Raw genomic sequence first — 19619 nt, 5'->3', positions numbered from 1 at the left:
CGGCGGGTACTCGGACAGCTCGTATGGTGAATAGATGGCTATCACTACATACGGCGCAGCGGAGACGGCGGTGGAGAAGGCGGAGAGCTGCGGTCCAGGGCTGTCCTGCCTGCTGATCGACCGCGCGGAAGCCGAGCGGCTCGCCGTCATGCTGAAGGCCATAGCCGACCCCACCCGGCTCCAGCTGCTGAGGCTGATCGAGCGGGCGCCCGGCGGCGAGGCGTGTGTCTGCGATCTGACCGACTGCCTGGGGCTCCGCCAGCCGACCGTCAGCCACCATTTGAAGCTCATGACCGAGGCCGGGCTGCTGAACCGCGACCGCCGCGGCACCTGGGTCTGGTACTCGGTGAACACGGAGGGCCTGCGCCGGGTACGCGACATCCTCGACCCGGCGACCGTCTGACCTTGTCCTTCAACGCCGTCCGGCGAGGATGCCTCGGCGCATCCCCGCCGCACGCGGGGTGTGTGTCATCAGCCGATGATGCCGTCGAGTTCGCGCTCGACAGCGGCCTTCGGCTTGGCGCCGATGATGCTCTTGGTGACCTCGCCGCCGACGTAGAGGTTCATCGTCGGGACCGACATCACGCCGTACTTGAGAGCCGTTGCGGGGTTCTCGTCGATGTTGAGCTTGACGATCTCGATCGTGTCGCCGTGGTCGGCCGCGATCGCTTCCAGCGACGGCGCCAGCTGGCGGCACGGGCCGCACCACGGTGCCCAGAAGTCGACCAGGACCGGCTTCTCGCTGCCCAGGACGTCCGCCTCGAACGAGTCGTCCGTCACGCTCTTGAGGGCCATGCGTGGCGCCTCCTCTCCGCAGGTGTGAATCAGGTGGTGACCGGAGCCAACTCCGGTGCGGCGGGCTTGTCGTCGTGCGCCAGGGCGGCGAGGTACCGCTCCGCGTCGAGCGCGGCCTGGCAGCCGGTTCCGGCGGCGGTGATGGCCTGGCGGTAGGTGTGGTCGACGACGTCTCCGGCGGCGAAGACGCCGGGGATGTTCGTACGGGTCGACGGTGCGTCGACCTTCAAGTAGCCCTCACCGTCCAGATCCAGCTGGCCCTTGAACAGTTCGGTGCGCGGGTCGTGGCCGATGGCGATGAACAGGCCGGTGGCCGCGAGCTTCCGGGTCTCTCCGCTGAACGTGTCGCGCAGCGTGAGGCCGCAGAGCATGCCGTTCTCTTCGTGGATCTCGGCGATCTCACTGTCGAAGGCGAAGGAGATCTTGTCGTCGGCGAAGGCGCGGTTCTGCATCACCTGGGAGGCGCGCAGGGTGGAGCGGCGGTGGACGACGGTGACCGAGCGGGCGAAGCGGGTGAGGAAGGTGGCTTCCTCCATGGCGGTGTCGCCGCCGCCGACCACGACGATGTCGCGGTCACGGAAGAAGAACCCGTCGCAGGTGGCGCACCAGGACACGCCCCGGCCGGACAGCGCGTCCTCGTTCGGCAGGCCGAGCTTGCGATAGCCGGAGCCGGTGGCGACGATCACGGCCTTCGCGCGGTGCACGGTCCCCGCGGAATCCGTGACCTCCTTGATGTCCCCGGTGAGGTCAACGGCGGTGACGTCGTCCTCGACGATCTCCGCGCCGAAGCGTTCCGCCTGAGCTCGCATGTTCTCCATGAGCACGGGTCCGTCGACGCCCTCGGGGAAGCCGGGGAAGTTCTCGACCTCGGTGGTCGTGGTCAGGGAGCCGCCGACGAAGATCGCACCGCCGAACACGAGCGGCTTGAGCTGCGCGCGGGCGGTGTAGAGGGCAGCGGTGTAGCCGGCCGGGCCGGAGCCTATGACGATGACGTCCCGGACCTCGTCGGTCGCGGCCTGCTCGCTCATGCGGACTGCTCCGGCTTCTCCGGGGCGAGCTCCTCGATCAGGCCCTCGACCAGCTTCTTGATCTCGTCGCGGATCGGCCGTACGGCCTCGACGCCCTGGCCCGCCGGGTCCTCCAGGGGCCAGTCCAGGTACCGCTTGCCGGGGAAGACCGGGCAGGTGTCGCCGCAGCCCATCGTGATGCAGACGTCGGACTCCTTGACCGCGTCGATCGTGAGGATCTTCGGGGTCTCGGCGGAGATGTCGACACCGACCTCGCGCATGGCCTCGACCGCGGCGGGGTTGACCTGGTCGGCCGGGGTGGAGCCCGCGGAGCGGACCTCGATGCGGTCGCCGGCCAGGTGGGTGAGCCACCCGGCGGCCATCTGGGAGCGGCCGGCGTTGTGGACACAGACGAACAGGACGGAGGGCTTCTCGGCCATCTCAGGGGTCTCTCTTGTCTCAAGGAGAAATCAGGCACACGTGACATCAGCACCTGGTGGTGTCATCCGCCACTGATGTGAGAGTATCAGTCCATGATGACGTCAGTCGACACTGAGCTGATCCGGGTACTGGCTGACCCGCTCAGGCTCCAGATCGTGACCCTGCTCGCGCACGAGACCCTCTGCACCAGCCATCTGGTGGAGGAGACCGGCGCCAAGCAGACGAACCTCTCCAACCATCTGCGCGTGCTGCGCGAGGCGGGCGTGGTGGAGACGGAGCCATGCGGGCGCTTCACGTACTACCGGCTGCGTCCCGAGGTCATCGACGCGCTCGCCGGCCAGTTCACCCAGCTCGCGCAGACCGCGCGAGCCAGCGCCGAAGCGAACATCAAGCGGTCCTGCCCCTGATCACCGCGTACCTGATCAGCATCATCGTCGCGACTGCCCGCATCAAGGAGTTCTGTTGAGCGCCACCGAGGCCGCTGCCCCCGAAACCGCTGTCCAGATAACGGCGGATTCCGCCACAGTCACGTCATCCGGGCCTCAGCCCGTGCCAGAGGCCACGCCTCCCGGCTCGCCGCTGGTCGCACGCGCAGCCGCCGAACTGGTCGGCACCGCCGCGCTGGTCGCCGTCGTGGTCGGCTCCGGCATCCAGGCCACCGAGCTGACGCAGGACGTCGGGCTCCAGCTCCTGGCCAACTCGATCGCCACGGTCTTCGGGCTCGGCGTGCTGATCGCCCTGCTCGGGCCGGTCTCCGGTGCGCACTTCAACCCCGTTGTCACACTGGCGGAGTGGTGGACGACCCGCCGCGGCGGTGACGGCGTCACAGCGCGGGATGCGGCCGTGTACGTACCCGCGCAGATCGCCGGGGCGATCGCGGGTGCCGTCCTGGCCGACGCGATGTTCGGCGAGCCGCTGGTGAAGTGGTCCACGCACGACCGCTCCGCCGGGAACCTGCTGCTGGGCGAGTTGGTCGCCACCGCCGGACTCATCCTGCTGATCTTCGGTCTGGCCAGGACCGACCGGCTCCGCTTCGCGCCGGTCGCGGTCGCCTCGTACATCGGCGCGGCCTACTGGTTCACCTCGTCCACGTCCTTCGCCAACCCGGCGGTGACGATCGGCCGCGCCTTCACCGACACCTTCGCGGGCATCGCTCCCGCCTCCGTCCCCGGCTTCATCGTCGCCCAACTCGCCGGAGGCGTGGTGGGGCTGGCGCTGGTGGCGGTCATCTTCATGCGCGGCCGCACGGCCGAGGCGCAGCCCACCGGATGACCCAGCAGGCGGACGTCGTGGTGATCGGCGGCGGGCAATCCGGGCTCGCCGCCGGTTTCCACCTTCGCCGCCTCGGTGTGGACTTCGTCATTCTGGACGCCCGGTCCACTCCGGGCGGCGCCTGGCAGCACACCTGGGACTCGTTGCGCCTGTTCTCCCCGGCGGCCTTCTCCTCCCTGCCCGGCCGGCTCATGCCGCCGCAGGAGGGTGCGACGTACCCCGATGCCCGGCACGTCGTCGACTACCTCGCCGACTATGAGAAGCGGTACGAACTTCCCGTGCACCACGGCGCTGAGGTCCAGGCGGTCCACCGCGACGGGCCGTTCCTGCACATCGAGGCCGATACGGGTACGTGGCGCGCCCACGCCGTCGTCAGCGCGACCGGCACCTGGTCACGCCCCTTCCTGCCGGCCGTCCCGGGCCGTACGGCCTTTGCAGGCACCCAGCTCCACACCGTCGACTACCGCAATCCGCAGGACCTCGCCGGGCAGCGCGTGATCGTCGTCGGCGGCGGAAACTCCGGCGCCCAGATCGCCGCTGACCTCACCGGCCACGCGCACGTGACGTGGGCGACCCAGCGTCCGCCGCGCTTCCTGCCGGACGACGTCGACGGCCGTGTGCTCTTCGACGTCGCGACCGCACGCCGCCGAGCCCTCGACGCAGGCCGGGCCGACACCGGCGGCGTGGCATCCCTGGGCGACATCGTCGCCGTACCGCCCGTACGCGAAGCACGCGATGCCGGACTCCTCACCGCCTCAACGATGTTCACCCGTCTCACGACCAGCGGGGCCGAGTGGGCCGACGGTGCGCGAGTCGAGGCCGATGCCGTCATCTGGTGCACCGGCTTCCGACCCGCCCTCTCGCACCTGGCACCGCTGGGCCTGCGCGGCGCGCGCGGTCGCATTCCCACCATCGGCACCAGGGCTTTGCAGGAACCGAGGCTGCACCTCCTCGGCTACGGCGACTGGACCGGCCCCGCCTCGGCGACCCTCATCGGCGTCGGCCGCCCCGCGCGCGACGCCGCCCGCGCTGTCGCGGAACTGCTGCGGAGCTGAGGACGGCACGTCTCAGGACAGTGTGGCGATGACCTTCCGCACCCGCGTGGCGACGTTCTCAGGCAGCGGTGCGTAGTGAATGCTCGGCAGGATTTTCTGGCCTTCCTCGCTCGCCGTATAGGTGAGGAAGGACTTCAGTGCGGGCAGCATCTCGGGCTGGTTGCCCGTGTCGCAGACGATCTCGTACGTGACCAGGACGATCGGGTACGCGCCTTCGGCCTGGGTCGCGTAGTCGAACTCCAGCGTCACGTCATCGCCCTTGCCCACGAGCTTGGCGCTGGCGATGCCGGCCGATGCGGTCTCCGGGGTGGCCTCGACGGGCTTGGCCGCTCCCGTGTCGATCCGCACGGTCGGGATCTTCAGCTTGGAGGCGAAGGACAGCTCGAAGTAGCCGATCGTCCCTTCGGTGTTGCGCACCGCGCCCGCCACACCATCGGAACCGGCCGCGGAGTGACCGCCCTTGCCCTGCCAGGTCTTCTCCTTCGCGTACGGCCACTGGTCCGGCGCCGCCCCGTTCAGGTACGCGTTGAGGTTCTGTGTCGTGCCGGAGTTGTCGGAGCGGTGGACCGCCTGGATCGCCAGATCGGGCAGCTTGATCCCCGGGTTGAGCTCCCGGATCGCCGGATCGGACCACTTGGTGATCTCCGAGTCGAAGATCTTCGCGAGGGTCCCGGCATCGAGGACCAGATCGTCCAGGCCCTGGAGGTTGTAGCCGATGGCGATCGGACCGCCGACCATCGGCAGATCGATCGCCTTGCCCCCGCGGCACACTCTTCTCGACAACTCGATGTCCTCGGGCTTCAGTGCGCCGTCGGTGCCGCCGAAGGATGTCGCCTGCCGCATGAACTGGGCGACGCCGGCGCCCGAGCCGAGAGGGTTGTACGCGATCCGCACCGGCGGGCACGCCCGCTCGTACTCCTGGATCCATCGCTCCATCGCGTTCTGCTGCGCCGTGGATCCGGAGCCGGGCACCTTTCCCTCCTTGGCGCAGGCGATCCGGGCCGGTGGCGGAAGAGTGTCGGCGCGATCGCTGCCATCGGGCGAACCACCGAACTCGCCGATCACGATCACCACCGCGCCCGTCACCGCACACACGGCCGCAGCCAGCGCCGCTCCGATCGGTAGGAAGCGTCTGCGGTCCGTGCGTCGATGCTGCACGCTGCACTCCTGGTCTCCGGAGATGGCCCGCGGCCACCGTTGCTGAAGCGTGGGACGCCGGACAGAGCGATGCACCGGCACCCCTACGCCAGGCATATAGATGCTCAGCGATATACGGGATTGGAGGGCAAACCTCGGGCGAACAGTTGGTGTCGCATCGCCGGCCTCAGGGCGGCACGTGCTGTCTCGGTCGCCGCTTGAAGGGCTCGGCGGGTTTGACTTCCCCACTTCATCTATTATCGTCGATAATCGATGAATGAGTTTCTGGAGCGGGATGAGGCCGAGCAGTACGCCAGCTGGTTCAAGGCGCTTGCGGATCCCACGCGCATTCAGATCGTGACGCTGCTGGCCCGTCGCGGTGCGCCGATGAGCGTCGGCCAGATTGTGGACGCCGTGGGTATGGGCCAGTCGACGGTGTCGCACCATCTGAAGGGCCTGGCCGAGGTCGGCTTCGTGCTGGTGGAGCGCGAGGGTACTTACAGCCGCTACCGGCTCAACGACGAATGCGTGCAGGCGTTTCCGTCGGCCGCTGATGTCGTGATGGGCAGACCGGCACCCCTTTCGGACGGCCGCGTCGGAGGGAGCGATTTGAGGAGCAGGGGACGGTGAAGGCGCCAGCCGCGCCTCAAGGACAGCTGTCCGGGACGCGTTCGAGCGCGGTCTACGCACTCCTGCTGACGCTGGGTGTGCTGGATGCGTCCGGCTACAGCCTGATCGCGCCCGTCCTGCCGGCTCTGGCGCAGCAGACCGGGTCCGGCGCCACGGAGATGGGGATCCTGGTAGCCGCCTTCCCGCTGGGGATGATCGCCGGATTCGCGGCGGGCGGCCGCGCGGTGCGGCGCATGACCTCCGCCGCGGTGATCACCGGCGGACTGCTCCTCGTCGCCGCAGGCTGTCTCGGCTTCATCCTGGGCACGGAGCTCGCCGTGTTCGTCGTGGCCCGCCTTGTCATGGGAGTGGGGTCGGGCTGCCTGTGGCTCGGTATCACCTTCACCACGCTGGCGGCATGGCCCGGCCAGGAGTACCTCTGCACGAGCCGGGTCTTCGCCGCGTACTCCGCAGGCGGCCTGCTGGGTCCGCTCCTCGGTGCCGTCCAAGGGGTACGCGGCCCGTTCGCCGCCTACCTGGTGCTGGTCCTGGCCGCCGCCCTCCCGGTCGTCGTGCTGCGGCCGCCGTCCTACGCCGGGGCGCTCACTGCGGACCGCCGCGCCCTGCGCTCGCGCGGCTTCTGGGCGGCCGGCGCCGGGATCGTCTTGGCGGTCCTGGCCCTTGGCACCGTCGAAGGGGTTTTGCCGCTGCACTTCGGGACCAGGCTCACCCAGTCCCAGATCGGCGTGCTGTATGCGGCGACGTCGGTACTCGTCGCGGTGGCTGCCACGCTGGCCGCCCGGCTGACTCCCCGCCGGGCGCTGACGGCCGCCACTGTGCCGGTTGTCGCCGGAATCGCCGCCGCCGGAGCCGGGGAGTCAGTGCTGGTGTGGATCGGTGCGCTGGCTGTGGCCGGGGTGGGCATCGGCATGGCGAACACGGGGTCGATCGGACTGCTGCTGGACGCCGTGCCCGCACAGCGCATCGTCACGGCGATGGTGCTGTGGTCGCAGATCGGGATCCTCGGCTACCTGGCCGCCCCGGCGCTGGGCGGCCCGGTCGCCGATGCTTACGGATACGTGGCGGTCGCGGGCGTCGTCGCCGTCGCCGCGCTGGCAGTCCCGCTCACCCTCGGCAGACCCGGTCGGACATGACCATGCCCGAGCAAGGCGGCGCAACGTGTCGTCGGGAACGGTCAGGCGCCGTAGTGCCGCAGCATCTGGCCCATCGCGGCCAGGACGGACGGTTCGACCCGGTAGTACACCCAGGTGCCCCGCCGCTCCGAGGCGAGCAGGCCGGCTTCCTTCAGCTTCTTGAGGTGGTGGGAGACGGTGGGCTGGGAGACGCCGACGTCGGAGATGTCGCAGACGCACGCCTCGCCGCCCTCGTGCGCGGCGACGAGGGAGAACAAACGCAGCCGGACCGGGTCGCCCAGCGCCTTGAACATCGCGGCCGCCCGTACGGCTTCCTCCGCTGTCAGCGGGCGCTCGGTCAGCGGCGGGCAGCAGGGCACCGCGGCCTCGGGAGCCTCGGATCCCACCAGCGGCAGCACATCCACATTCGACATACGTCTATGTTGACACATGTCGAACCAAGCGCCCAGGGGTCGCGGCGTCCGCTACGACCGGGCGAGGTGCGCGGCGAGGCGGCGTGTGATGCGCTGGGCGTCGCGGCCCACGCCACGCAGCGAGGCGGAGGACAGGCTCCGCTGCCACTCCAGCCCCACGTACGCGAGCCTGGGGTGAGTGACCGAGATGCCGTCGCGGTGACGGGGGCGCCCGTCCCGTCGAGTGCGCCCAGGGGTGCGAGGTAGCCGAGGTCGGGCTTGTAGCCGGTGGCCAGGACGATCGCGTCGACGTGCTCGACGGTGCCGTCCCGCCAGGTCACCTTGGGCCCGCTGATGCCGGTGAACATCGGGCGCCGATCCGGCGCACCCGCGACGAGCGCCGCCCGGTATCGGCCGTCGTCGATGACGGGCATGGTGGCCGGATCGCGCTGGAAGCGGCCGAGCGGGGCGATGTCCAGCCCGGTGACCTTCAGCCAGAAGGGCAGGTCTTTGCCGCCCAGGGGGTGCTGTTTGAGCCAAGCGACCGGGGCCCGGCTGGTCAGGCTGACGCGGGCACGCGTGGCGAGTTCGGTGGCGACCTGCACGGCCGAGTTGCCGGCGCCGACGACCACGACCCGCTGCCGGGCGAAGGGCTCGGGCGCCCGGTACTCCGTGGCATGGAGGAGGGTCCCGGTGAAGGAGTCCAGTCCGGGCAGGGTCGGCCGGTTCGGCCGGCCGAAGCTGCCGGTGGCCGCCACGACTGCGCGAGCGGACATCTGGGAGCCGTCACCCAGGGTCAGCAGGAATCAGTCCGTCCTTGCCCGGGCATCGGTCACGCGATGCCCGGTGCGGATCCCGGCGTCCAGGCGGTCCGCGTACCGCTGCAAGTGGGCGACCACCTCGTCCCGGTGCGGATACCGGTCGGGGTCGCCACCGAAGGGCAGGCCCGGCAGGGAGCTGTACCTCGCGGGAGAGGAGAGCGTGAGGCTGTCGTAGTAGTGCGGCCAGGAACCGCACGGCTTTGCGGAGGCTTCCAGGACCACCGGGGCCAAGCCCTGCTGACGCACGGCATGTGCGGCGGCGAGGCCGGACTGCCCGCCGCCGATGATCGCGACATCGAGGCGTTCCATCACACGCATCACCTGTTTCGACTAATGTCTATGTTGACGTTCATCGAAGCAGGTGTCATGCTGCAACCGCAAGCCATCGACAGATGTCGAAACAGACTGGGGAGTCACCGTGACTGAGCCGATCACCGAGGTGTCCACCGAAGCCCTGCCCATCGTGGTCATCGGGGCCGGCCCGATCGGCCTGGCCGCTGCCGCACACCTCGTTGAGCGGGGCCTGGAACCCCTGGTTCTGGAGGCCGGTGACGCCGCAGGTGCCGCTGTGCGTGAGTGGAGCCACGTGCGGCTCTTTTCCACCTGGGCCGAGGTGGTCGACCCGGCCGCCGAGAAGCTCCTGGCCCCCACCGGCTGGGTCAGCCCGGACGGTGCGACCTACCCGACCGGCGGCGACTGGGCGGAGCATTACCTCCAGCCGCTGGCCGACGTCCTTGGCGACAAGGTCCGCTTCGGCGCCCGTGTCACTGGCGTCTCCCGCCTCGGCCGCGACCGTGTTGTGGACGCCGACCGCGAGCAGCAGCCCTTCACCGTGCACAACCTCGGCGCCGACGGCACCGAGGAGCGGATCACCGCCCGCGCGGTCATCGACGCCTCCGGCACCTGGGCCACCCCCAGCCCCATCGGCGGCGACGGCCTCCCGGCTCTCGGCGAGCGCACCGCGTCCGACCGCATCTCCTACCGCGTCCCGAACCTCAAGGCCCCGGCCGTCAGGGCGCGCTACGCGGGCAAGCGCACCGCCGTCATCGGCTCCGGCGCCTCCGCCTTCACCGCCCTCGCCTACCTGGCCGACCTCGCCAAGGACACCCCGGACACGCACGCCGTGTGGATCCTGCGGCGCGGCATCGGCGGATCCACCTTCGGCGGCGGCGAAGCCGACCAGCTCCCCGCCCGCGGCGCACTGGGCCTCGCCGCCAAGGCCGCCGTCGAGAACGGATACGCCGACACCGTCACCGGCTTCCGTACCGAGGCAGTCGAGCGCAATGTCGACGGGCGGCTGGTGCTGGTGGCCGAGGACGGACGCCGCCTGGACGCAGTCGACGAGATCATCGTCCTCACCGGCTTCCGGCCCGACCTCTCCTTCGTCTCCGAGCTGCGCCTCGGTCTCGACGAGCGCCTCCAGGCCCCCGTCGAGCTGGCACCGCTGATCGACCCGAACGTCCACTCCTGCGGCACCGTCTACCCCCACGGGGTCAACGCGCTCTCCCACCCGGAGAAGGACGTCTACCTCGTCGGCATGAAGTCCTACGGCCGCGCCCCGACGTTCCTCGCCATGACCGGCTACGAGCAGGTCCGCTCCATCGCCGCCGCACTCGCCGGCGACCAGGAGGCCGCCGAGCGTGTGGAGCTGACCCTCCCGGAGACGGGCGTGTGCGGCGGTGCCGGACTCTTCGACGAGCCCGAGGCCGCCCAGGCCGGCGACGGCGGCGGCTGCTGCGCCGCGCCCAGCACGCTCCAGATCGGCATCGGCGCCCCGGCAGCCGCATCGGGCGGCTGCTGAACCCCGTACCCACGCAAGGAGGTACACCATGTCCCGCGTACAGCTCGCCCTCCGCGTCCCCGACCTCGACGCGTCAGTGGCCTTCTACACCAAGCTCTTCGGCACCGAGCCCGCCAAGCGCCGCGACGGCTACGCCAACTTCGCCATCGCCGAGCCCCCGCTGAAGCTCGTCCTCATCGAAGGCGACAGCGACGCGGACGAGGCGACGCGCCTGGACCACCTCGGCGTCGAGGTCGACACCACCGACGCCGTCCACGCCGCCACCAGCCGCCTCGCCGAGGCGGGCCTGGCCACCACCGAGGAGAACGACACCACCTGCTGCTACGCCCTCCAGGACAAGGTCTGGGTCCACGGCCCCGGCCAGGAACCATGGGAGGTCTACGTAGTCAAGGCCGACGCAGACACGCTCAACAAGCAGCAGGGAAGCACCTGTCGCTGCGGCGATCCGGCCTCCACAGGCTCCGGCGCAGACGAACCGATGACGGCGGGCTGCTGCTGATCCGCCGATGACCCACCTCCGCGCCCACGTGGCCGCGACCGGAACCGGGGACCGGTCGCGGCCACGCGCCGCCCTGCCCGCCCTCTGCATCACACAGATCACCAGCTGGGGCGTGGTCTACTACGCCTTCCCCGTCCTCAACCCCGCGATCACAGCCGACACCGGCTGGTCCCCAGCAGCCACCACCGCCGCCTTCTCCACGGCCCTGCTGATCTCCGCCGTCGCGGGCATCCCGATCGGCCGCATCCTGGACGCGCGCGGACCCAGAGCCCTCATGACCGCAGGCTCCCTGCTCGCGGTGGTGAGCGTGCTGATCATCGCGTACGCCCCCAACCTGCCGGCTTTCGCGGCCGGATGGATACTCGCCGGCGTCGCCATGGCGGCGACCTTCTACCAGCCGGCCTTCGCCGCACTGACCCTCCCCCAGACTCCGTCCGGGGTGCCCCCAGGTGGGGCGAACGGCGCGTCCGCGCCCTGACGATCGTCACTCTCGCCGGACGGCTCGCCTCCACCGTCTTCGCACCCCTGACCGCAACCCTTGCCGAGCACCACTCCTGGAGCACCACCTACCTGGTGCTCGCCGTGATCCTGGCCGCCGTCACCATCCCCGCCCATGCCCTGGCCCTGCGCGGCCCCTGGCCGCCCGCACCGACCTCGCCCTCCCACCATGCAGGGCCAGGCACGGTGCCTGTGGCACGCAGCCGCCCGTTCGTCCTGCTGGCCGCGGCTTTCGCGCTGTCCGCCTTTGCCATGTACACCGTCCTCATCGCCCTCATCCCTCTGCTCGCCGAGCGCGGTGCCGGTACGACAATCGCGGCATGGGCCCTGGGGCTGGGCGGGGCAGGACAGACCCTCGGCCGCACCCTCTACGCCGCGCTCGCCCGCCACACGAACGCGACAACCCGTACCGCAGCTCTGATCGCCGCAGGCGGTGCCACCACCGCCGCCCTCGCCGTCGCCCCGGGCCCCATGGCGTTGCTGATCGCTCTCGCCATCGCGGCGGGCATGGTGCGCGGCAACCTCACCCTCCTCCAGGCCACCGCCATCACCGACCGCTGGGGCACGGCCCACTACGGCCGCCTCTCCGCCCTACTGACAGCACCCGCCACGATCGCCGCCGCGCTCGCCCCGTTCGCGGGCGCCGCCCTCGCCCCATCCCTGGGCGGCTACCCGCAACTCTTCCTCGTGCTGGCCGCGTTGTCCGGGCTGGCTGCCATGCTCGCGCTCGGCACGGCCGTCAGCAGCAGCCGGAGCCCCCCGCCTGGGACCGGCCGGCAGCCGCCTGGTCCGACGGACCGCACGGGAACAGACCGAAGTGCGTCGACTTGTCGCCGATCACCTCGAAGTGCGCCCCGTAGCGGGACCGGCTGAGCATGTCCGCGGTATTGCCGCAGACCGGCTCGGGCTTGCCGGTGTGGAAGCGGTGATGGTCATCGAGGTCGAAGCTGTGCGGGTGCTCCGGGAAGGTGCCACGGTAGACGGCGATCTGGCCGTAGTCCTCGCAACGGTCCTCCAACGGCAGCTTGAACGCCCGGACGGTCAGCGAGGAGAAGGTGACGAAGCCGATCTTCCTCGCGATCTCCGGAGTGCTGATCTCCAGCGGAGAGCTGGACACGATGCGCGTGTCCGCGCTGCCCGACTCCGCCATGACGCGGCGGAAGTCCTCCACGTACAGCGCACCGCTCAGACACTCGCCGAGCAGGACCGGGTCCTCCATCAGCTCGGCAGGAATGCGGCGGTCGGCGAAGACATCGGAGAAGTACAGCTCACCGCCCGGCTTCAGGACCCGCATGATCTCCGCGAAGACGCGCGGCTTGTCCGGAGACAGGTTCAGCACGCAGTTGGAAACAACCAGGTCCACCGAGTCGTCGGCGATGCCGATGGACTGAAGGTCCTCGATGTAGCCCTGCTTGAACTCCACATTGGCGTAGCCAAACTTCTCCGCGTGGTAGTCCACATGCCGCCTCGCCACAGCGAGCTGCTCGTCGGTCATATCGACACCAATGACCCGCCCTTCCGGCCCGACGAGCTTGGAGAGCACATAGCAGTCCCGCCCGCTCCCGCATCCGAGATCAAGCACCGTGATCCCCTCTAGCGCCGCCGGGATCGGGGACCCACAACCGTAGAACCGGTCCTGGACCTCCTCGTGCACGTCCTTGAGGGCGTCCCTGACGTGCTGCGGCGGCGCCTCAGCGGCGCAGCAGGCGGATGTCTGAAGATCATCGGAGGACTGCAGAACCTTGCCGTAGTAGTCCTTGATCGACTCCGGGATGGAAGCGGTGCCGGTCTCGAGGGAAACGCCGATCGCCATGATGCTCCTCAAAGGTCGCGAACAGGACAGAAAGCCGGGTGAGCCCGAGGATAGGCAGACCGAGGAGCGGCGGAATGTAAGCCGGGTGGCCGAGGGGGAACCCAGGGACCAGCGGTAGGTGTGCCGTCGGTTGTTGAGTTCGGGATCCAGCGAATCACGATGTCCAGCGGTGATCCGGGATCGCTACGCACGAGCGCCGAGCTATTGGACAGAGCGCGCGGGGTCCAGGTGGAGTTGACAGCTGCGGGAATGCGCCGATGGCCAGCGGTCGTGCGTGAGCTCCTTCGATCGCCGCGTGGTCTGAGCGCCGAGAGGTCTCTGATGGACGCCGTCTTCACGATGCAGGCCGAACTCGACTTGCCCCTTGAGTTCGAGGCAGTGGTCGAGGCGGCCTGACCTCAACAACCGCGAACGCATGATGCCCTCACCCAGCACCTGGGTGAGGGCGTCATGCGTTCGGCGTGGCGCCGTCCAGACCGGCAGGGAGATTGCGGCTGCGGTCAGGCTGTTTCTCCGAGGTGTCCGGCCACCGACGAGAAGGGTCAGACAACTGCTGTTTTCTCGGTCAGTTCCCCGCTGTGCCATGATCCGAAGGGCGCCAAGCAACGCTAAGCCGTGGGCCGTTTGAGCTACGCGGCGAAGGCCGCCGCGTTACGAGGCGGGCAATTCGGCAGTCTCGTTTGAGGACGATTGCCATTCAAAAACGTCGGAGTGCCCGACGTCGTCCGTCCAGTACCCGTACCGGTCGCCCAGCACCGACAGCAGTGCCTGCCGGTCAAGCAGGCCGTGACGGATGACAAGGCCGAAGGAGCGCGCCGTGCTCACCGCGGCGACGGACAGGTGTGTCCGCAGGCACGTTCGGTGAATGCCTCTGCGGGAACAGGCCTCGGGGGCCTGCATGGTGGCGAGGATGCGGGCTCGGCGTTCCTGGGAATCGCCCGGGGAGGGGCGCAGGCCCTGCTGCTGGGCGCGATGGTTTCCGGCGGCGTTGGCGATGGCGGTCAGCAGGTGCCAGTCGCGCCACCCTTCCTGTCTCAACTGTGCGGCCGTACGCCGGAAGCCGGAGTCCGCGGCCAGGTGGGGAAGGGTGTAGCGCACGATGGGGAGCATGACGGCATAGCGGTTGCGGACGGTCTCGAGGGCTGTCGCGTGCTCGTAGCCGGCTCCGGGCCCAGTTCGGGTCGGCAAGGCAGCCGATTTCGCCTGGCCGTGCGGCGTGCCTGCTCCGACGGCTGGGGCGGCGAGTGCAGCCATCGTCTGGTAGTCGTCGGGTCGCAGGAAATCGGCCAGTTCGTCGTAGGGTCGGCCGACGTGGAGCTTGTGCCAGAGGCCGCCGGCGAGCACCTGCTCGACGAGGTGCATGAAAGCCTCGTCGGAGAGCTGTTGGCTCTTCCCGGGTGCAGCGGACGTGGGCACAGCTGTGGCCAGCTGTTGCTGCGAGATCGGCGTCCGGTCGGTCGCGGGCCAGGACGCTACGGTGAGTGACGCCTGTCGGCGCCTGTCGGCAAGTCTGCTGCCGCCATATCGGGCGGGCCCTAGTTCCCCACCCAGCACGAGACCTTCCGGTGCTGGTTTGGTGCTGACTTCCGAGGTTCAACGACGGGAAAACAGCAGGTCGTAGTTCTGATCGGATGAGTTGTCGTACCACTCGATGGTGGTGCCGATGAGGCTCGCGGCGACGATGCGCTTGAGCGAGCTGGGAGCTGGTGGAGCGGTTGCGGGGGCGGCCATGGACACCACTTCCGGACAGTTGGCGGGGACGTTTGTGTGTCGCCACACCGTAGGAAGGTGCAGGTCAGGGTCACATGTGGTGGGACACCATAGTTCCGGGCCTCGGAGTGCATGCGCCCACCATGGGACCGATACCGGGATCTCCGATGTGGCCGCTCCCGTGCTGACTTGGTGCTGACTCCGCTGCGTTGAACTCCGGCGTCTGCGGCAGATCGGATTCTGAAGTTACACACGCCGCAAGCTACGACCAGCACAGCCCCGGTCAAAGGAAATAACGCAAGAAGTACATGGACAGCCTCATCAAGGCTCACGGAAAGAGCTGGAGTAGAAAGAGCGGCATGAATTCCCCTGTAACCTATGGCGACCTGACTGGGCTTTATGGGCTGGATGGCGTGGTGCTCTACCCCATCCAAGACGGGGGTCCACTCGACGCTGCGACCGCTCAGTTCCTTGGGTCTGTCGGCCTGCCGAGCGACAGGCTTTTCACCTCCCGCGCTGGGGTGACGGGAGACGAGCGGGACCCCTACGAGTTGCACGCTCTCTTCGCTCTCGACAATCGCTACTGCCCTGAGGAGTCTCGGGGTTGGCAGGTCCTCGGCTACCTGCCCGCAGCCCTCGTGACTCTTGACCCCTCTTCGGAGGCGGTGTACGTCTTCCAGGAAAGCGGACATGACTACCAGCTCGCGCACCGCGACATCGCCGCACTCGTGCACTGCCTGACCGAATTCCGGAAACTCGAAGAAGCTTACAAGGAACCCACCCCCGATGTCGATGGCCTGGTCGACGCATTCCGTAAAGCAGTCAACGCATTCGATCCGACTCCGCTGAACGACCCCGAGTCTGAATGGAACCGCATGCTCGAGGAAGTGCTTGAGGAAATGTGGTAGACCACCCAACGTCTTCCGTGAGGAAGACGGTGAACCGCTGTTGCGAGCTGGTGATCTTCGCCATGTGGATCCGGTCTGTTCCCGCGGCGTGGAGTCTGTCAACGACTTCGGCCAGACCGGGTCGAGGGGTGACTCCGGTGTCGAGCATGATCTGGTGCCGGTGGGACCAGACGTCCCAGAGCTGGCGTGCGGCGGCGGTTCGGTTCTGGAACCGCTCGAAGTCAGCACCTGCCTCGAGTTCGGCCAGGGCGGCACGTGCAGAGGTGCTGTCGTCCCGATCGAGTGCGGATTCCAGGTCGTCGCGGTTCATGCGATCAGCCTGCTGGACCCGCCTTCCGGCCCGGGCGGAAGCTGGTCAGGTCAGCGACAGCACTTGACGGTGGGTTGCGGAGGGGCGGCGAGAAAAAGGAAAGGCGGGTGCCAACGGGCCGTTGGCAGGATGTGCCGCGCTCCGCACCCGATGGGAAAGGACCCAACGACTGTGGCTCGTGCCATCACCTTGATCCGCTCCGCCTCCCTGTCCGACGTCGCTGAGTACGCCTACGCAGCCACGGCGCCCGCCGACTCCCGCCTGATCTTCCTCGCCGGGGCGTGTCCACTCAACGACGACGGCTCGACGGCAGCGATCGGGGACTACGCAGGTCAGGCATTGAAAGCCGTTGAGAACATGCAGGCTGCTCTCACTGCCTCCGGCGCCTCGCTCCAGGACGTCATCAGTACAAGAGTTCTTGTCGCATCGGCTCGGCGGGAGGATTTGGTGGCTGCCTGGGGGGTAGTCCGGGACTCGTTCGCTGATCACGACGTCCCCAGCACCTTGATGGGCGTCACTGTGCTGGGCTATAAGGACCAGCTCGTCGAGATCGAGGCCGTGGCCGCCGTACTCGACTCTTGAGGCCCATTGCCGCACCGCGGCGGCCGAGCTGGCCTGGGCCGGAAGTCCCTGGAGGGAATCACGACTGCGAGACTGCCAGCCGCCTGTCAGGGCGGCTGACAGTCAAGGCAGGTAGCGGCAGAGCTCAGCCGGCCTTGGCGGGCTCCTCGGTTCGTGCCCGGGTGCTGGCGAGGCGATCAGCGGACGCGGTAGCCCTTCATCGCGGATCCTCGACACCATCCAGGACCTGCTGAACTGTTGGACCGGCACCTGCACCACCTGCCACCGCCCCTGCCCAAGACAGCCACCACCAGCCCAACCCCAAGAGCCAGAACAACCTCACGGAGCCCTACTGGACCGCCTCGAGGATCATCGCGTTGGCGAGTCCGCCCGCCTCGCACATCGTCTGCAGGCCGTACCGTGCTCCCCGCGCGCGGAGCGCGTGCACCAGGGTGGTCGTCAGCCGGGTGCCGCTCGCGCCCAGCGGGTGACCGATGGCGATGGCACCGCCGTGCACGTTGACCTTGGCGAGGTCGGCCCCCGTCTCCTGCTGCCAGGCCAGGACGACGCTGGAGAAGGCCTCGTTCACCTCGAAGAGGTCGATGTCGTCGATCGTCAGACCCGCCTTGCGCAGCACCTTCTCGGTGGCGGGGATGACTCCGGTGAGCATGAGGATGGGGTCGGAGCCCGTGACCGCGAAGCTGTGCAGCCGGGCGAGCGGACGCAGGCCGAGACGCTCCGCGGTCTCGCTGCTGGTGATGAGCACCGCCGAGGCGCCGTCATTGATCGGGCTCGCGTTGGCGGCGGTGACGTTCCAGCCGATCTGCGGGAACCGCTCCGCGAAGCCGGGGTCGTAGTAGGCGGGCTTGAGACCGGCGAGGATCTCGGGGGTGCTGGACGGCCGCATGGACTCGTCGCGCGAGAGGCCCTCCAGCGGGGCCGTCTCGGCGTCGAACAGGCCGGCGTCCCACGCGGTTCCGGCCTTGTGGTGGGAGGACACGGCGAAGGCGTCCATCTGCTCCCGGGTGAGCGACCACTTCGCGGCGATCAGCTCGGCACTGATGCCCTGGGGGACGAGGCCCTCCGGGTAGCGCTCGGCGACTCCGGGCCCGAAGGGGTCCTTGCCGGCGGGCACGTTCGACCACATGGGCACACGGCTCATGGACTCCACGCCGCAGGCCACGACGATGTCGTACGCGCCCGACAGCACACCCTGGGCGGCGAAGTGCACGGCCTGCTGGGAGGAGCCGCACTGCCGGTCCACGGTGGTCGCGGGCACGGTCTCCGGGAAGCCCGCGGACAGCACGGCGTACCGGGTGGTGTTCATGGACTGCTCGCCGACCTGGTCGACGGTGCCGCCGATCACGTCGTCGATGAGCGCCGGGTCGATGCCGGAGCGCTCGACGAGGGTGCGCAGGGTGTGTGCGAGGAGTTCCACGGGGTGGACATGGGCCAGGGCGCCGTTGGGCTTGCCCTTGCCCACCGGGGTCCGTACGGCTTCTACGATCACGGCGTCACGCATGGTAGCGGCCTCCTTGCCCGGTGATACCAGGGCGGCGTTACTGGTGAGTAGGAAATCTGGATCCACCATAACTGCGTGCGTTTGAAAAGCAAACCCTCTCCTGGGCTGGAGGTATGGCCGCCACCAAAGACCCCACCAACTGCCCGTACCCGTGGTCAGTACGTGCTCGGGCAGCGCGGCGGGTCCGGGAGCTCCGGGAGGAAACCACTCCATGAGCGAGGGGACTTGGTGTGGGGCGAGCGGGATCACAAGGGTTCCTCTCCGAGGCGGACACGAGGGCGGCCCTGGAAGCGGGCCGCCCCCGTGGGACGTCAGCGCTGGCCGGCCTTGCGGCCGTGGTTCGCTTTCTTCTTGCGGCGAGCTCTCTTCTTGCGTGCGCGCTTGGACATGGAGGTGGGGATTCCCTTCAGGTGTTCAGGTGTTCAGGTGCTCCGGGTGGACGAGGACGTCCGCGAGCTTGGTGAGGCGCTTGACGGTGCGTTCCTCGGTGGCGCCCGGTGCCGGCTCGACGCGCTGGTCGCGGTCGTAGTAGGCGCCGTTGACGATCTCGACGGCCGGGTCACACAGCCGCACGATGTTGGCGGCGCCCTTGGCGGGTGTCGCGCCGTCGTGGGCGTAGAGGGGGAGCAGGTCCGTGGCGCAGATGCCGGGGTGGACGGAGACGGCCGTCACGCGTGGGTCGGCGGCGAAGACGGTCAGCGCCAGTTGTGACTGGGCGTAGGCGGCCAGCCGGGAGTAGCGGCGGGCCCGGTTCGGGTCGCTCCACTGGATGGACGCGGTGCGGTGCAGTGAGGAGGACACGTTGACGACGCGGCCGCCCGGGTCGCTGGTCAGTGCCCGCTCGAGGAGGTTGGTGAGCAGGTAGTGCGCCAGGAAGTTGACCTGGAAGGCGAGTTCGTTGCCGTCGGCGGTGACGGTGTGGCGCTCGGGGGCGGCGATGGCGGCGTTGTTGACGAGGACGTCCAGGTGCGGGTGCTCGACGACCACCCGGGCCGCCATCGTCTCGACCTCTTCGAGGCGGGAGAAGTCCGCGGCGAACGTGCACAGGCGTGCCGCGTCGATGCCGGCGGTGGCGACGAGAGCGTCGGCCGCGGCCCCCGCCTCGGCGGCGGTGCGGCCGTGTACGAGGACGGTCGCACCGCGCTCGGCGAGGAGCCGGGCGGTCTCGTAGCCGATGCCGGAGGTGGCTCCCGTCACCAGGACGGTGCGGGAGGAAAGGTCTGATTCAGGCATGGATCTTCCATGGATAAGGGCATGCTTCGGAGCCGCGCAGGGCGGTGAGAGGCGTGCGGATGCGAAGAAGGGGCGCCGGAC

Annotated in this window: 23 protein-coding genes and 1 pseudogene; 11 read left to right on the top strand and 13 right to left on the bottom strand. The window is 69.1% G+C overall.

What is annotated here, in order from left to right:
• The first annotated feature begins 34 nt into the window (after nucleotides 1-34).
• Entirely contained in the window at nucleotides 35-403 is a 369-nt protein-coding gene (locus OG766_RS03275) for an ArsR/SmtB family transcription factor (protein ID WP_266376521.1), read from the top strand.
• Between the two features lie 68 nt (nucleotides 404-471).
• On the opposite strand, the gene trxA is transcribed toward OG766_RS03275, so the two are convergent.
• From trxA to OG766_RS03260, 3 genes are read right to left on the bottom strand one after another with little or no spacing between them, the layout of a single operon-like run.
• Nucleotides 472-795, bottom strand: a complete 324-nt coding sequence (trxA, locus tag OG766_RS03270) for a thioredoxin (RefSeq protein WP_266376524.1) — start codon at nucleotides 793-795, stop codon at nucleotides 472-474.
• A gap of 29 nt (nucleotides 796-824) precedes the next feature.
• A complete protein-coding gene (gene trxB, locus OG766_RS03265; protein ID WP_266376527.1) occupies nucleotides 825-1823 on the bottom strand; it encodes a thioredoxin-disulfide reductase in 999 nt (332 codons plus the stop codon).
• Complete coding sequence (locus OG766_RS03260) at nucleotides 1820-2242, bottom strand: arsenate reductase ArsC (protein ID WP_266376530.1); 423 nt, start codon at nucleotides 2240-2242, stop codon at nucleotides 1820-1822. Before OG766_RS03260 ends, trxB begins: the two co-directional genes overlap by 4 nt.
• Nucleotides 2243-2335: 93 nt before the next feature.
• On the opposite strand from OG766_RS03260, the gene OG766_RS03255 reads away from it, so the two are divergent.
• The 3 genes from OG766_RS03255 (at nucleotide 2336) to OG766_RS03245 (ending at nucleotide 4570) form a co-directional block, all read left to right on the top strand.
• Nucleotides 2336-2650 carry an ArsR/SmtB family transcription factor gene (locus tag OG766_RS03255; protein ID WP_266376533.1) on the top strand — a complete coding sequence of 105 codons (315 nt, stop codon included), beginning with the start codon at nucleotides 2336-2338 and terminating at the stop codon, nucleotides 2648-2650.
• A 97-nt stretch (nucleotides 2651-2747) separates the two neighbouring features.
• Entirely contained in the window at nucleotides 2748-3515 is a 768-nt protein-coding gene (locus tag OG766_RS03250; protein ID WP_266378310.1) for an aquaporin, read from the top strand.
• Nucleotides 3512-4570, top strand: coding sequence for an ArsO family NAD(P)H-dependent flavin-containing monooxygenase (locus OG766_RS03245; protein ID WP_328724515.1), 1059 nt, complete (start codon nucleotides 3512-3514; stop codon nucleotides 4568-4570). The genes OG766_RS03250 and OG766_RS03245 overlap by 4 nt, the downstream gene beginning before the upstream one ends.
• 12 nt (nucleotides 4571-4582) lie before the next feature.
• On the opposite strand, the gene pstS is transcribed toward OG766_RS03245, so the two are convergent.
• Nucleotides 4583-5728, bottom strand: a complete 1146-nt coding sequence (gene pstS / locus OG766_RS03240; protein ID WP_328724514.1) for a phosphate ABC transporter substrate-binding protein PstS — start codon at nucleotides 5726-5728, stop codon at nucleotides 4583-4585.
• A 252-nt stretch (nucleotides 5729-5980) separates the two neighbouring features.
• On the opposite strand from pstS, the gene OG766_RS03235 reads away from it, so the two are divergent.
• Both OG766_RS03235 and OG766_RS03230 read left to right on the top strand, forming a co-directional pair.
• Complete coding sequence (locus tag OG766_RS03235) at nucleotides 5981-6337, top strand: ArsR/SmtB family transcription factor (protein ID WP_328724513.1); 357 nt, start codon at nucleotides 5981-5983, stop codon at nucleotides 6335-6337.
• Nucleotides 6334-7470 (top strand): MFS transporter, encoded by a 1137-nt coding sequence (locus tag OG766_RS03230; protein ID WP_328724512.1) that lies wholly within the window; start codon nucleotides 6334-6336, stop codon nucleotides 7468-7470. The genes OG766_RS03235 and OG766_RS03230 overlap by 4 nt, the downstream gene beginning before the upstream one ends.
• A gap of 41 nt (nucleotides 7471-7511) precedes the next feature.
• Here OG766_RS03230 and OG766_RS03225 read toward each other — a convergent pair whose 3' ends face one another.
• Genes OG766_RS03225 through OG766_RS03215 form a run of 3 tightly spaced genes read right to left on the bottom strand, consistent with a single transcriptional unit; the run spans nucleotide 7512 to nucleotide 8992 of the window.
• Nucleotides 7512-7883, bottom strand: a complete 372-nt coding sequence (locus tag OG766_RS03225; protein WP_328724511.1) for an ArsR/SmtB family transcription factor — start codon at nucleotides 7881-7883, stop codon at nucleotides 7512-7514.
• Nucleotides 7808-8638, bottom strand: coding sequence for an NAD(P)-binding domain-containing protein (locus OG766_RS03220; protein WP_328724510.1), 831 nt, complete (start codon nucleotides 8636-8638; stop codon nucleotides 7808-7810). Before OG766_RS03220 ends, OG766_RS03225 begins: the two co-directional genes overlap by 76 nt.
• Before the next feature lie 30 nt (nucleotides 8639-8668).
• Nucleotides 8669-8992: an NAD(P)-binding domain-containing protein gene (locus OG766_RS03215; protein WP_328724509.1), complete on the bottom strand. Its 324-nt coding sequence runs from the start codon at nucleotides 8990-8992 to the stop codon at nucleotides 8669-8671.
• Between the two features lie 121 nt (nucleotides 8993-9113).
• On the opposite strand from OG766_RS03215, the gene OG766_RS03210 reads away from it, so the two are divergent.
• The 3 genes and pseudogenes from OG766_RS03210 to OG766_RS03200 form a co-directional block, all read left to right on the top strand.
• A complete protein-coding gene (locus OG766_RS03210; protein WP_328727419.1) occupies nucleotides 9114-10484 on the top strand; it encodes an FAD-dependent oxidoreductase in 1371 nt (456 codons plus the stop codon).
• A gap of 28 nt (nucleotides 10485-10512) precedes the next feature.
• Nucleotides 10513-10983 (top strand): ArsI/CadI family heavy metal resistance metalloenzyme, encoded by a 471-nt coding sequence (locus OG766_RS03205; RefSeq protein WP_266376551.1) that lies wholly within the window; start codon nucleotides 10513-10515, stop codon nucleotides 10981-10983.
• Between the two features lie 7 nt (nucleotides 10984-10990).
• Nucleotides 10991-12222, top strand: a pseudogene (locus tag OG766_RS03200) (MFS transporter); the annotation flags it as partial.
• Here OG766_RS03200 and OG766_RS03195 read toward each other — a convergent pair.
• The 3 genes from OG766_RS03195 to OG766_RS03185 all read right to left on the bottom strand — a co-directional run bounded on the left by OG766_RS03195 (nucleotide 12221) and on the right by OG766_RS03185 (nucleotide 15025).
• On the bottom strand, nucleotides 12221-13294 hold the full coding sequence (locus tag OG766_RS03195; protein WP_328724508.1) for a methyltransferase domain-containing protein: 1074 nt from the start codon (nucleotides 13292-13294) through the stop codon (nucleotides 12221-12223). The pseudogene OG766_RS03200 and the gene OG766_RS03195 overlap by 2 nt on opposite strands.
• A 651-nt stretch (nucleotides 13295-13945) precedes the next feature.
• Nucleotides 13946-14656, bottom strand: coding sequence for a hypothetical protein (locus OG766_RS03190; RefSeq protein ID WP_328724507.1), 711 nt, complete (start codon nucleotides 14654-14656; stop codon nucleotides 13946-13948).
• 231 nt (nucleotides 14657-14887) lie between these two features.
• The gene (locus OG766_RS03185; protein WP_328727585.1) at nucleotides 14888-15025 is read right to left on the bottom strand and encodes a hypothetical protein; all 138 of its coding nucleotides are present in this window, start codon (nucleotides 15023-15025) and stop codon (nucleotides 14888-14890) included.
• 287 nt (nucleotides 15026-15312) lie between these two features.
• On the opposite strand from OG766_RS03185, the gene OG766_RS03180 reads away from it, so the two are divergent.
• Both OG766_RS03180 and OG766_RS03175 read left to right on the top strand, forming a co-directional pair.
• Nucleotides 15313-15912, top strand: a complete 600-nt coding sequence (locus OG766_RS03180; RefSeq protein WP_328724506.1) for an SUKH-4 family immunity protein — start codon at nucleotides 15313-15315, stop codon at nucleotides 15910-15912.
• A 481-nt stretch (nucleotides 15913-16393) separates the two neighbouring features.
• Entirely contained in the window at nucleotides 16394-16804 is a 411-nt protein-coding gene (locus OG766_RS03175) for a RidA family protein (protein ID WP_266376557.1), read from the top strand.
• 328 nt (nucleotides 16805-17132) lie between these two features.
• Here OG766_RS03175 and OG766_RS03170 read toward each other — a convergent pair whose 3' ends face one another.
• From OG766_RS03170 to OG766_RS03165, 3 genes are all read right to left on the bottom strand, one after another.
• The gene (locus OG766_RS03170) at nucleotides 17133-18305 is read right to left on the bottom strand and encodes a thiolase family protein (RefSeq protein WP_328724505.1); all 1173 of its coding nucleotides are present in this window, start codon (nucleotides 18303-18305) and stop codon (nucleotides 17133-17135) included.
• 311 nt (nucleotides 18306-18616) lie between these two features.
• Complete coding sequence (locus tag OG766_RS36680) at nucleotides 18617-18694, bottom strand: 50S ribosomal protein bL37 (RefSeq protein ID WP_381951490.1); 78 nt, start codon at nucleotides 18692-18694, stop codon at nucleotides 18617-18619.
• Between the two features lie 25 nt (nucleotides 18695-18719).
• Nucleotides 18720-19538, bottom strand: a complete 819-nt coding sequence (locus OG766_RS03165; RefSeq protein WP_266376563.1) for an SDR family NAD(P)-dependent oxidoreductase — start codon at nucleotides 19536-19538, stop codon at nucleotides 18720-18722.
• Nucleotides 19539-19619 lie beyond the last annotated feature (81 nt).

Source organism: Streptomyces sp. NBC_00259, from assembly GCF_036181745.1.
Classification (GTDB): Bacteria; Actinomycetota; Actinomycetes; order Streptomycetales; family Streptomycetaceae; genus Streptomyces; species Streptomyces pratisoli.
This window is presented reverse-complemented; position numbering and strand designations above follow the sequence as displayed.